Origin of the sequence: Citrobacter sp. Cb031, from assembly GCF_030336725.1 — a bacterium.
Lineage (GTDB): Bacteria > Pseudomonadota > Gammaproteobacteria > Enterobacterales > Enterobacteriaceae > Citrobacter > Citrobacter braakii.
In genome coordinates this window covers 96,970-109,408 of the sequence record NZ_JAOWDA010000001.1, presented here as the reverse complement: position 1 = coordinate 109,408, position 12,439 = coordinate 96,970, and the positions used below count along the sequence as shown (strand labels likewise).

At 51.7% G+C, this 12,439-nt stretch carries 11 protein-coding genes; 3 read left to right on the top strand and 8 right to left on the bottom strand.

Features of this window, described 5'->3' with window-relative positions:
- Positions 1–56: 56 nt before the first annotated feature.
- Both metF and OGV93_RS00515 read right to left on the bottom strand, forming a co-directional pair.
- The gene (metF, locus tag OGV93_RS00520; RefSeq protein ID WP_016155273.1) at positions 57–944 is read right to left on the bottom strand and encodes a methylenetetrahydrofolate reductase; all 888 of its coding nucleotides are present in this window, start codon (positions 942–944) and stop codon (positions 57–59) included.
- Between the two features lie 157 nt (positions 945–1,101).
- Positions 1,102–2,010: a LysR family transcriptional regulator gene (locus tag OGV93_RS00515; RefSeq protein ID WP_287109299.1), complete on the bottom strand. Its 909-nt coding sequence runs from the start codon at positions 2,008–2,010 to the stop codon at positions 1,102–1,104.
- Between the two features lie 88 nt (positions 2,011–2,098).
- Between OGV93_RS00515 and OGV93_RS00510 the strand changes: the two genes are divergently transcribed.
- Positions 2,099–2,476, top strand: a complete 378-nt coding sequence (locus OGV93_RS00510; protein WP_016157923.1) for a carboxymuconolactone decarboxylase family protein — start codon at positions 2,099–2,101, stop codon at positions 2,474–2,476.
- Positions 2,477–2,513: 37 nt separating this feature from the next.
- On the opposite strand, the gene OGV93_RS00505 is transcribed toward OGV93_RS00510, so the two are convergent.
- Complete coding sequence (locus tag OGV93_RS00505; protein ID WP_287109298.1) at positions 2,514–4,070, bottom strand: bifunctional metallophosphatase/5'-nucleotidase; 1,557 nt, start codon at positions 4,068–4,070, stop codon at positions 2,514–2,516.
- Positions 4,071–4,203: 133 nt separating this feature from the next.
- On the opposite strand from OGV93_RS00505, the gene OGV93_RS00500 reads away from it, so the two are divergent.
- Positions 4,204–5,379 carry a cytoplasmic protein gene (locus tag OGV93_RS00500; RefSeq protein ID WP_075848792.1) on the top strand — a complete coding sequence of 392 codons (1,176 nt, stop codon included), beginning with the start codon at positions 4,204–4,206 and terminating at the stop codon, positions 5,377–5,379.
- Here OGV93_RS00500 and metL read toward each other — a convergent pair.
- Complete coding sequence (metL, locus tag OGV93_RS00495; protein ID WP_016155268.1) at positions 5,354–7,786, bottom strand: bifunctional aspartate kinase/homoserine dehydrogenase II; 2,433 nt, start codon at positions 7,784–7,786, stop codon at positions 5,354–5,356. The two genes, OGV93_RS00500 and metL, sit on opposite strands and share 26 nt — an antisense overlap.
- 2 nt (positions 7,787–7,788) lie before the next feature.
- Positions 7,789–8,949 (bottom strand): cystathionine gamma-synthase, encoded by a 1,161-nt coding sequence (metB, locus tag OGV93_RS00490; RefSeq protein WP_016155267.1) that lies wholly within the window; start codon positions 8,947–8,949, stop codon positions 7,789–7,791.
- Positions 8,950–9,214: 265 nt separating this feature from the next.
- Here metB and metJ point away from each other — a divergent pair, with 265 nt between their 5' ends.
- Positions 9,215–9,532, top strand: coding sequence for a met regulon transcriptional regulator MetJ (gene metJ / locus OGV93_RS00485; protein ID WP_003825168.1), 318 nt, complete (start codon positions 9,215–9,217; stop codon positions 9,530–9,532).
- A gap of 53 nt (positions 9,533–9,585) precedes the next feature.
- Here the strand turns inward: metJ and OGV93_RS00480 are convergent, their stop codons facing one another.
- The 3 genes from OGV93_RS00480 to rpmE form a co-directional block, all read right to left on the bottom strand.
- Positions 9,586–11,010: an MFS transporter gene (locus OGV93_RS00480; protein ID WP_019077908.1), complete on the bottom strand. Its 1,425-nt coding sequence runs from the start codon at positions 11,008–11,010 to the stop codon at positions 9,586–9,588.
- Between the two features lie 87 nt (positions 11,011–11,097).
- Entirely contained in the window at positions 11,098–11,778 is a 681-nt protein-coding gene (locus OGV93_RS00475) for an oligogalacturonate-specific porin KdgM family protein (RefSeq protein WP_200084323.1), read from the bottom strand.
- Between the two features lie 339 nt (positions 11,779–12,117).
- Entirely contained in the window at positions 12,118–12,330 is a 213-nt protein-coding gene (gene rpmE, locus OGV93_RS00470; RefSeq protein WP_008787040.1) for a 50S ribosomal protein L31, read from the bottom strand.
- Positions 12,331–12,439 lie beyond the last annotated feature (109 nt).

The following is a 12,439-nucleotide window of genomic DNA, read 5'->3' as shown; positions in this document are numbered from 1 at the left end:
AGATGTAGATCAAAATGATCAACAAAAAGCCCTCCGTAGAGGGCTGGGGCATCTGTTTAGTTAGGTCTTACACCCAGTGTGTGACAAATAGCGTAGCTCATCTCGGCACGGTTGAGGGTATAGAAGTGAAAATCCTTCACCCCTTCGCGACTGAGAATTTTCACCATATCCATGGCGATATTTGCGCCCACCAGCTTGCGGGTTTCCGCGTCATCATCAAGACCATCAAACATGGTCGACATCCACGCAGGAATGCGGACGTTGGTCATGTCAGCAAATTTTTTCGCCTGCTTAAAGTTAGATACCGGCAGGATGCCCGGAATAATTTCCACATCGATTCCCGCAGACACGCAGCGATCGCGAAAGCGCAGATAGCTTTCTACATCGAAGAAAAACTGGGTGATCGCGCGGTTTGCACCGGCATCAACCTTACGCTTCAGGTTCAGCAAATCGGCCTGAGCGCTTTTCGCTTCCGGGTGCACTTCCGGGTAAGCCGCAACGGAGATATCGAAGTCTGCAACGTCTTTCAGCAGAGTCACCAGGTCGGAAGCATACATATCCGGTTTACCGCTTCCCGGCGGCAGGTCGCCGCGCAGGGCAACAATATGACGAATACCGTTATGCCAGTAGTCCTGAGCAATGGTACGCAGCTCATCACGGGTCGCATCAATGCATGTCAGGTGCGGGACCGCTTCAAGACCTGTGCGATCCTTAATGCCTTTAATAATGCTGTGCGTACGGTCGCGCTCACCAGAGTTTGCTCCGTAAGTAACTGAAACAAACTTCGGCTTCAGGCTGCTCAGGCGATCGATGGAGTTCCACAGGGTTTGCTCCATTTCACTGGTGCGCGGCGGGAAAAACTCAAACGAAACGTTAATCTGACCCTGCACTTCTGCCAGGCTCTGATTCAGGGCTTCCCGCTGGTTGGCGTGAAAAAAGCTCATACCTTACCTCATCAATCTTTTGTCGTTATATGTTGTGTTGTGAACTGCTATACGTTTAGACGTCTAGATGTAAAAATGACGGAAAAGCATGCTGGCGTCAACACAAAAATCATCGTTAAAGGTGAGGAATACTCAGCCAACGTGAAAAAAATTCACATCAGCTTGAAATGGTGAGGGATTGCGTCACGACCGTCTGTAGCCACTCTACTTTTATTACGTTCTCAGGCAGAGTCGCTAACCCCATGCTAAGCCGCAATTCTGTATCAGTAAGCGGAAGGAAGATCACGCCCTGACGCTGGATAGCGGAAAAGGAGGCCGGAACCAGGCTCAGACCGTCACCCTGCGCGATCCGTGCCAGCAGCACGTCATGTTCCATTGGCTCCTCAATAAGTGCAGGAGAGTAACCAGCACGACGAAAAATGTGTCGAGTGTAATCAAAAAAAGCAGGGTTACGTTCACGTTTGAACCAGAACAGCGGTCGGTGGTTCAGCGACGTTAACGAGAGCGAAGGCAGAGCCGCCTCTGGCCAGAGCGCGGGTAAGGCGGCGATCATCGATTCTTGCCAGCCGAGCGGCATGACGCTAAGACCCGAATTCTCAAGCGGTAGCGCCACCAGCGCTGCATCCAGTTTTCCCCGACGCACCTGACGCGCCAGTTCAGGCGAACCATGACGGACAATATGTAGCTTCTGTACACGCGTAGCAAGCTGCGACTCAAGCGCCGCAAAAACACCCTGCTCAAACGCTGTACTTAGCCCTAAGCGCAGAGATTGCTCTCCCGTTTTCGCTATCTGACTCAACGCCGCCCAGGTTTTATCCTGTAGCGCCAATAGCGGGCGCACGATTTCAAGTACGCGCTGGCCGTCCTCCGTCAGCGTAAGTCCACGGGTATGACGGACAAAAAGCGTCACCCCCAGGCGCTCTTCAAGCTGGCGAATGTGGCGACTCAGCGGCGGCTGCGACATAAATAAACGCTGCGCCGCTCGACTCATGTTGTTCTCTTCCGCCACCACGGAAAAATAGCGTAGAAGGCGGATGTCCAGAGAGTGCAAAGGCGAAGTTGTCATACCGAAAAGGTATCACGGAAACGGTATTACCCCAATCATTCCGCACGCTCTATCCTCATGCCATACACTAACTCACGAGGTGATTATCATGGATTCAGAACGCTATTTAACCGGTCAGAGAATGCTGCAACAGGTTGATGGAAAAGGCGGAGATGCGGTAGTCGAAAGTCTGCAGGATATTGCGCCAGACTTCGCCCAATACCTGATTGAATTTCCTTTTGGCGACATCTATTCAAGGCCGGGGCTGGATTTACGCAGTAGAGAAATTGCCACCGTCGCCGCGCTCACCGCCATGGGTAACGCCGCACCGCAGCTTAAGGTACACATCGCCGCCGCGCTGCACGTTGGCTTAACGCAGGAAGAGATTATTGAAGTGATGATGCAGATGGCTGTTTATGCGGGATTCCCGGCAGCACTAAACGGCCTGTTCGCTGCAAAAGAGGTGTTTGCCTCCCACAGAGGTTAAAACAAAGGCCAGCGGAATATCTGCTGGCCTGACCTCACTACGGTTTCACATCTTCCACACGCATGCCTTTGAGTTGTTCATCCGTCAGCGTATTTCCCGCTTTGAAATAATCCACGACCGCATTAGAGACATAGTAACCGCCGGATGTGTTACGCGCTTTACCTTCAGTAAATGTCGTGAAACCATCACCGCCGTCCGCCAGGAAGCTATTGGTGGCAATGTTATAAACCGTGGCATCCTCAATGGGTTTGCCGTTTAACGTCAATACGCTAACCCGCTGACCAACCGGTTTACTGCTGTCATACTTCATCTCCAGTCCTTTGGACACCTGCAATACACCGTTGCTTAAACCCGCGCCGTGCTCCATCAGGCTACGTAACTGCTTCCCGGTGAGATCCATGGTTGCCAGCTCATTCGGGAACGGGAAGGTGCTAATGACTGCGCCCATGGTGATGACTCCAGCAGGGATTTCATTCCGGATGCCGCCCGAGTTAGTGAGCGCTAACTGGGTATCTTTACCCGCCGCAACCAGCAACGCATCTGCCGCCAGATTTCCCAGCGAAGAAGATTCACCGTAAGCACGCGTCAGCTCAACCGGCGCGTTGGCAACCGTCTGCTGCACCACTTTATCGAGCTTTTTATTCCAGCCATCAATGACCTGTTTCGTCTGCGGGTCTGGCTGCCACTCATCAGCAAAAATGGTTTTCAGCTCGAAGTTCTTCACGGTAAATTGATGCGGTTTTTGCTGGTAATCCAGCACCAGTTTACCCACATCAATGCCGCCGCTGTCGGTAGACAGAATCAGGGTGTTACCTACTTTAATCGGCTCCGGCGTGCCCACATGCGCATGACCGGTGATCAGGATGTCCAACCCCTGCACCTGGCCTGCGGTCTGGATGTCTTTATCCAGCGCACGGCGTACATCGGTGCCCCCCAGACTGGACTGACGCGCTGGCGTGCCTTCATGGATCAGCGCCACGGTGAGATCGACTTTGCCTTTCAGCTCATCGATATAGCGTTGCAACCACTTCACTTCATCCCGCGCCTCGATCCCGACACGTGTCGCAGCGGAAACCGTATCATCAAAAGCAAACACGCCGTGCAGGCCAATCACGCCTATCTTTACGCCATCTTTTTCAATAATGGTGTAAGGCTTATCCCAGAACATTTTGCTGCTGTTTTGGTAAAAGATGTTGCCCTGCACGATCGGAAACTTTGCCTGGCTCAGTTGCAGCAGCGTATTGTCCCAACCGTGATCGAATTCATGATTACCCATGGTGACAGCGTCAAAATTCATGGTGTTCATGATATCGATAATCGCCTTCCCCTTGGTCAGGCTGCTGATATATGGCCCGGTGAAATAGTCGCCAGCATCCAAAAACCAGGTGGCGCTATTTTTCGCTTTCTCCTGCTTCACCATCGCCGAGATATTGGCCCAACCGCCAATATCTCGTGTGCCATTGGCAATCCATGGCACTTTATAAGGTTCGACATGGGCATGGAGATCGTTGGTATAAATAATCGTGACATCTTTGGCACTCGCCCAGAGCGGTAAAGATACCAGAACACCGACAGCAAGCATTTTTAGCTTCATAACCAATCCCTTTCAGTCATATAAAGATTCGCTACGTTACGTTCTGAAAGGTTTTTTTATGTGAGAAAACTCACATCCATCGGTGATAGTTGCAGGCCAAAATCAACGACCATTAAAAATCGTTGGTAACAGGATGACGTCACTGTTCACTATCAATTGCTGCAAATCCTTTGGCTGCAAAAATCTGGGGCTGGCGAGCTCAGCTGATTACAGCTGGCCAGAATATCGGCTGGGTTATGCCGCACTGCATTGCCGGGCATGCGGCAGCCTTCCACCGCTGTTTGATGAGGAACAGTTCCGTTGCTGGTTGTCGGCATATTTAGCGGATTTCGCCGCTAATCGTGGTCAGTTTTGCCCATGTTGCTACCAACGAGAAATCATCCGCTATGGGCATAATCCGCAGGGCAGCCAGCGCGTCCAGTGCCGAAACTGCAAAAAAGTGTGGACACCAAAGCAGGCGCCTCCCACCGGCATCGTTTTGCCAGAACAAATAGCGACGATTCCCTTGCTCGTCCCTTTTCAGGGCGTTAGTGCAGGCCAGCAACTCTATGTATTACTCTCTTTTGACGCTATTCGCGGCAATGTTCTGCATATTTCCAGCAACTTCACGCCGCACACTGCCGGCATATCATTGCTTTACCGCTGGCGTGGCACTGCTGAGCCAACAGTCATTCACGACGATATCATTGAGCGAGTGAGTCAGCGGGAAACCCAGTTTTTACGCCGCAGCCAGTTTGATGAAATCCAGTACGGCAGCGCCATACTCAAACGGAACGCCAGCGGCGCGATTTTACGCCCGGTCATTACTGCCCATGGGCATTTCCGCCTGCTGAGCCATCTGTGGCCAGAGGTAAAAACCCATATTATTGCCCACGAATGCTTCCTGCGCGGCGCAGCGATAACCGCATGGGCGGAACAGTTTCGCCATCATCGCGCCTCGCTGTGGTTTATTGATGAAGAAATGAATAGCGATAAGCGCACGCTGCCCTGGCAATTGCTGGGTAAAACGTATCAGGGATGGTGGCGAAATCAGTGGCAAATCTGGCAACGAGGCGATATGCGTAAAATGGTGTGTTTGTTAACGCAGGGGCGGGTTGAAGAAAGCGCGTCAATAACCCTGGCGGCAAGCCATCGTTTTCTCGCCTGGTTGCGGCAACAGACGGAATTTGAGCAAAGTACCCGTTACTCTGCCCATTCGGTGTTTCAGGCGATAAGATCGCTGGCAGATAAATACAACGCCCTCATTGAGGGCGATGTTTACACATGTTATCCGGCAACAAAAACTACAGCAGTTGCGCCAAACGGTTGATGTCTGACTGAATCGCCCCGGCGGTCACATCGCGGCCCGCCCCCGGTCCGCGAATGACCAGCGGGTTATCACGATACCAACGGCTTTCAATGGCGAACACGTTATCGCACGGCAGCAGCGCCGCCAGCGGGTGCTCAGGGCGTACCGCTTCAACGCCAACGCGTGCCTTACCGTTAGCGTCAAAACGCGCCACATAGCGTAGCACCAATCCCATTTCACGTGCCGCTTCCAGGCGTTGCACCATCTGCTCGTTCAGCTCATCGCCATTTTCAAAGAAATGGTCAATAGAACCTGCTTCACAGTGCGCAGGCACCAGAGATTCTACGCGTACCTGGTCCGGTTCGATGTCGTAACCCGCTTCACGCGCCAGAATCACCAGCTTGCGCATCACATCTTTGCCGGAAAGATCCACGCGCGGATCAGGTTCAGTCAGACCCTGCTGCCACGCCTGATCCACCAGATCGGTGAACGGGACCGTGCCATCAAATTGCAGGAACAACCACGACAACGTGCCGGAGAAGATCCCGCTGATCGACAGAATAGTATCTCCGCTATCAATCAGATCGCGCACGGTATGGTTGATCGGCAAGCCTGCGCCGACGGTGGCGTTATACAGCCAGTGGCGACCGGTTTTTTCAAAGGCGTCATGAATCTGGCGGTAATTATTACTGCTGCTCGCCCCCGCCAGCTTGTTGGCGCTGATAACATGGAAGCCATGACTGGCGAAATCCAGATACTGCTCCGCCAACTGCTCGCTGGCAGTGACGTCCAGCACCACTAAATCATCATACGGGTGAGCGCGCATCCACAGGAACAATGACTCTTCATCCTGTTCTACCGCCTCGTCATCGAAGAAGGCCAATGCGCGGCTGGCATCCAGCCCTTCGTAATTCAGCAGGCTACGGCGGCTATCAACCACTCCTGCCAGCACGAACTCTAATCCGGTACGCGCCGAGAGCGTGCTCTGCTCGCGGGCAAACAGCTCCAGCCAGCGCGACCCAATGTTACCTTTGCCGAACAGCACCAGACCAATGCGTTTTTCCGCGCGGAAGATTGACTGGTGCAGACCCTGAATCAGACTCTCCGTTGGCCCGGTACGCAATACGGCGACCAGGCTGATGCCCTCTTCCGACTGCCAGGTGAATTCGACCGGCTGACCTTTCAGCTGTTGCCAAAAGCGATGGCAGTGCAGCGGGTTACGGGTGACGCCCGCCCCAACCATCGCCACCAGCGCCAGCCCCTGGCGCAGACGCAGCTCGCCCGGCAGGCCAGCTTCATCCAGAATTTTCAGTGCGCCATCAGCGACTTCGGAGGTATAGCAAAATTGCAGCAACTGGCGGTCAGGATGCACACCCACTGCCAGCGGACGCACCTGGGTGCGTTTTAAAATCTGATCAATCTCTTTATAGGCCAGTTTAAAGTCCTGGCCAGTGGGAACCTGAAACTCAATCAGGCAAACGTCGTCATGGCTGGTCACAATACGTGCCCCGGTACCGGAAGCCAGCACGCGTTCAATACGCGTTGATCCCTGCTCCGGCGTATAGCTACAACGCAACTGGAGATCGATATCGCTGCCGGAAACCGGCTGGAGGGTGCGGGCATGGAGAACCGGAGCCGCCAGACGCGCCAGCTCGCTGGCTTCATCCAGACGCAGCAGCGGCAGCAGACAGGCATCTTTTACTTTACGCGGATCCGCGCTGTAAACCCCGGCCACATCGCTCCAGATGGTTACGCGGGAAACCCCCGCCAACGCGCCAACCTGCGTCGCCGAGTAGTCGGAGCCGTTACGCCCCAGCAGTACCGTCTCACCGGCGTTGCTGCGGCTAATGAAACCGGTAACGACCAGGCGTTTGCCCGGATGCTGCGCCAGCAGTTGTTGCAGCAATGGGTAAGAAAGACCTTCATCCACCTGCGGCTGAGCGCCGCGCTCGGCACGTAAAAAATCGCGCGCATCCAGCCAGGCTGACTCCAGCCCCTGTTGGTTAAGGACGGCAGACATCAAACGCGCCGACCACACCTCGCCATGCCCGACGACTTCAGCATAGACGGCATCATTCACGCCGCTGTCGAGTAACCCGGCCAGACGCTCCAGATCGTGAATAAACGCGCCGATCAGCCCATCCGCCACCTCAGGAGGTAACAAACCGCTGATAAGCTCACTCTGATAGCGACGTAACGCCTGTTGAACCTGATGCGCAGACAGACGATCGGTCTGGCTTAATTTTAGCCAGCTAATCAACTGGTTAGTGGTACTGCCTGCGGCTGAAACAACCATCATGTCATCAGGCTGCGAGTACTCCGCCATAATGCCTGCGACACGCAGATAACATTTCACATCAGCCAGACTACTACCACCAAATTTGTGCAGTTGACGACCCTTCGTCCCTGCCTGCGCAATCACACTCATGTTTACCCCTTGTTTGCAGCCCGGAAGCCATTTTCCAGGTCGGCAATTAAATCTTCGCCATCTTCAATACCGGTGGAGATACGCAACAGCGTTTCCGAAATTCCGGCAGCAGCACGCGCTTCTGGTGCCATTCCCGCGTGTGTCATGGTTGCGGCATGGGAGATCAGACTTTCAACGCCCCCTAACGATTCCGCCAGCGTAAACAATGACAACCCGCCGAGGAAGCGACGCAGCGTTTGCTCATCGCCATCCAGCTCAAAACTCAACATCGCGCCAAACCCTTTTTGCTGACGCGCGGCAATCTCATGACCCTGATTATCCGGCAATGACGGGTGATACAATTTTTTCACCAGCGGCTGAGTTTGCAGATAATCCACAATCGCCTGAGCATTACGTTGCGCCACCTCCATACGAGGTGACAGAGTACGCAGGCCGCGCAACAGCAGATAACTATCAAACGCGCCGCCGGTCACACCAATATTATTCGCCCACCATGCCAGTTCAGTGACCATTTCCGGATCTTTTGCTATCACCACACCAGCCACTACGTCGGAGTGACCGTTTAAATATTTCGTGCATGAATGCAACACCAGATCGGCGCCTAATGCCAGTGGATTTTGCAGTGCCGGGCTTAAAAAAGTGTTGTCCACCACGCTGACCGCACCAGCCTCGCGCGCCAGCTGGCAGATTTTCGCGATATCCACCACGCGCAGCAGCGGGTTGCTTGGGCTTTCTACCAGCACCAGCTTCGGTTTTTCCGCCAGTGCCGCCTGCAACGCCTGCTCATCTCCTTGATCGACAAACAGTACGCGATAACAGCCACGCTTTGCCAGGCTGTCAAACAGACGATAGCTCCCGCCGTAGCAGTCGTGTGGTGCGACCAGCAGATCGCCAGGCTTGAGGAATACCGTGGTCACCAGATGAATCGCCGACATGCCGGTGTTGGTCAGTACTGCCCCCGCCCCACCTTCCAGTTCCGCCAGCGCACGCTGAACGACATCACGCGTTGGGTTACCGCGGCGCGAATAGTCATGGGCGCGAGGCTCATTAAAACCGGTAAAGTTATAGGTGCTGGAGAGGTGGATCGGCGGGACAACGCAACCGTACTGTTCGTCGTCATTTAACCCGCTACGCACTGCGATGGTGGCCTGTTTACGCGTCATATTGAGGAGATCCTGGCTGAGTCGGTGAAAAGTCAGACACCAGAGTAATCATAGTTAGGATAGCCGTCAATACATCTGGACATCTAAACTTCTTTGCGTATAGATTGAGCAAACCGGAAATAGCCGTTAAAATTATATGCATTAGCGTACTTCTGCGTCGGCTTACTTCGTGTCAGGGCCACGCCACTACGATAAACTACGCGCAATTATGGTCCGGGCTCAGGTTCTGGCCTCAATATTAATGACAAAGAGGATTAGGTATCTCATGGCTGAATGGAGCGGCGAATATATCAGCCCATACGCTGAGCACGGTAAGAAGAGTGAGCAAGTCAAAAAAATTACGGTTTCCATTCCTCTGAAGGTGTTAAAAATCCTTACCGATGAACGCACGCGTCGTCAGGTTAACAACCTGCGTCACGCCACCAACAGCGAACTGCTGTGTGAAGCGTTTCTGCATGCTTTTACCGGGCAACCATTACCCAACGATGACGACCTGCGTAAAGAGCGCAGCGATGAAATCCCGGAAGAAGCAAAGGTAATCATGCGTGAACTGGGTATCAACCCGGAAACGTGGGAATACTGATTTTTCAAGACAGATAAGAAAAGGCGGGATTACTCCCGCCGCTTCTCACTACGTTACTTACTGATACCATTAATCTTATTCAATGTTTCTTCCATTTTGAGCGTCTCTTTACGGTTCAATGGATAGAAATAAATCAGAATGACCGCTGCCAAGAACAGGCATAAAGCTGGTAACAGATTTGCCATCGTATAGATGTTTTCCTGCACAATGCTGGTTTGCACAGCGCCGCCCGTTGACGAAGATTGATAACCAATGATGGCCAGCATAAAGCCGCCAATAGCCCCTGCGCACGCCTGGCCAACCTTGCGGGCGAAGAAGTTCACGCCATAGACGGTCCCATCTTCACGATCGCCGGTGACATACTGGTGATAATCACACACATCGGTCATAAACGCCCAAATCATCAGGTTGAATAACCCGGCCCCCAGCGTCGCCAGGAACAGGAAAACCAAATAAACCTTCGCGTCGGTAATGTGAGTGAAGTACATAATCACATACATGGCTACCGCAAAGAGCAGCGCGCCTACGCTGGCTTCTTTCTTACCAAAGCGCTTCGTGAGCCAGGATGCTGAGGGTGCCAGCAAAACCAGAGAGCCAAAGGTGAAGAGCAATGCAACGGACATGGCCTCTTTGTTATGGAAATAGTCATTAAACAGGTAAGTCATGTTGGTACCAGACAACCCCTGATTAATCACAATCAGCAGATCCACAACCACTAAAACAATCAGCGCTTTATTGCGTATCAACCCCTTCAGCAGCACAGAAACCGGCATGCTCTCTTTTCTTTCCACCCGCACGCGTTCCGTCGTTAACTGACAGGTCAACGTTAAAAAGATAAACCCCAGCACAGAACAACCAATGGCAATCCAGAAGAAATGCTGCCCAGAGATCACCTGGCTTCCGTCCACCAGAGTGGTGTACATCAGGATCGGAATAAAAAAGCCGGTTGTCCCGCCACCGATGGCGGACCCTACGCTGCGCCAGGTTGACAGCGATACGCGATCTTCCGGATTCGAGCTAATCGCCGCAGACATGGCGCCATACGGAATACTCACTGTCGATAACAGCGAACCGTAAATAAAATAGGAACAGCAGATGTAGATAATTTTCGCCGTATAAGAAAAATCATGCACAAACGGCAGGAACAGAACGACCGCAATGATGCAAAACGGGTACTTCATGCGGCGCACCCAGGGGTTAAATCGTCCATGAGCCGTCAGTTTAGACGTATCACATAAGCGCCCTACGCCAACGTCGACAAACGCATCAAAGAGTTTGGTCACAAAATAGAGTGAACCAACAATAACACCGGAAATACCGAGTACGTTGGTGTAATAAATCATTAAAAAACTATTTACCAGTCCAAGAATAAAACAGGTTCCGAGGTCACCACATAAATAACCGAATTTATCTCTTAATCCGAAAGGCCTGACGGCAATATTTTGATTGCTTCCGATCATTGTTCCATCATTAGACATGATGTTAACTCCTTAGACACATTATTCACGCAAACTATGCGTATACCGATGCTCAGCGTAATAAATCGATACGAAGTGTATTAACGGTCAGAAGTTATAACCGAGACCAACGCGATAGCGGGTCTGACGATCGTCTGTGGTTGTGGTGTTATACCCCGAGGAAACGTTACCTACCTCAACAAATGGAACCCATGAGCCTAATTTATATGCCACACGGAAGTTATATTCGTAATCGTCTTTTCGGTTGTTATATAAATCTTCGCTATCGGCAATTTTATAAATGCCATTTAGCTCAAACATCCAGTCATTGATGTTATAACCGAGCCATGCTTCCGGACGATAGACCATGCGGTCATCCTTGCCGTCAGTGTTTCTGCGCATGTACTCCTGACGATAGCGGAACGCGGTCCACCAATGGTCATTGATGTTATACTGCACGCGAATATAAGGCTTATAAATCGCGATGTTATCGCCCGTTTCGATCGCAATACCCGGCTGCCAGACAAGGTCATTCCAGGTGAACTGGTAGCTCGCCGTATACTCGTTGCCATTACTTTCCATATTATTCCACGCATCATTAGATTGCGTATTTTCGGAACGTGAAATGGCCTCGACTGCCACACCAAAACCAGTAGCAAAACGATGCGACATATAAACACGGTCGTAATTACGACCATCATCATAATATTCATGTCGATAATCAACATAACCCGCTTGCGCGGCCGCAGAGAATAATGAAATTAGTAATAACGCGGATTTAAATTTCATGACCATCCCTCTTCACACTAAATCTAGGAAATTGCCCATCTCGCTCCGTCCATAAATGAAGAAACGATGAAGGAATAAGAATAATTTTATATTTCCACGAAAGTGTATTTTAGAAAGAAGGAAGAAACCTTTGGTATTTTGCCAAAGATTGGCATAAGTGGCAAAAACAAGAAGATAAAAAGGACGCAGATCACCAGTTGAAACATTTTATCGTAAAAATAAAAACGCTGTTTTATTTATTAAATAAAAGACATCATTCAATACATCAATACGAATTTCAGTCTGCAGGCGCAGATACAAAAAAAGCGCCATAAGGCGCTTTTTTCTGACAGCTGAAACTTACTTGCTGCCTGGGATGCTGAAACGCTTGTTGAAGCGATCAACACGGCCACCGGTAGCAACATCACGCTGCTTGCCAGTATAGAACGGGTGGCACTGACCGCACACGTCCAGGTTCAGATCGTGACCGACGGTAGAGCGGATTTTCATGACGTTACCGCAAGAGCAGTTTGCAGTAATTTCTTCGTATTTCGGGTGAATATCTTTTTTCATGGGAAAACCTCGGTTTAAGGCCGCGTCGCTCTTCCAGCCCTAACGCCAGACACCACGCGATGTTAATTATTCCCCGTCACCTTTCACGCTGCATCAACAGCCTGAAACT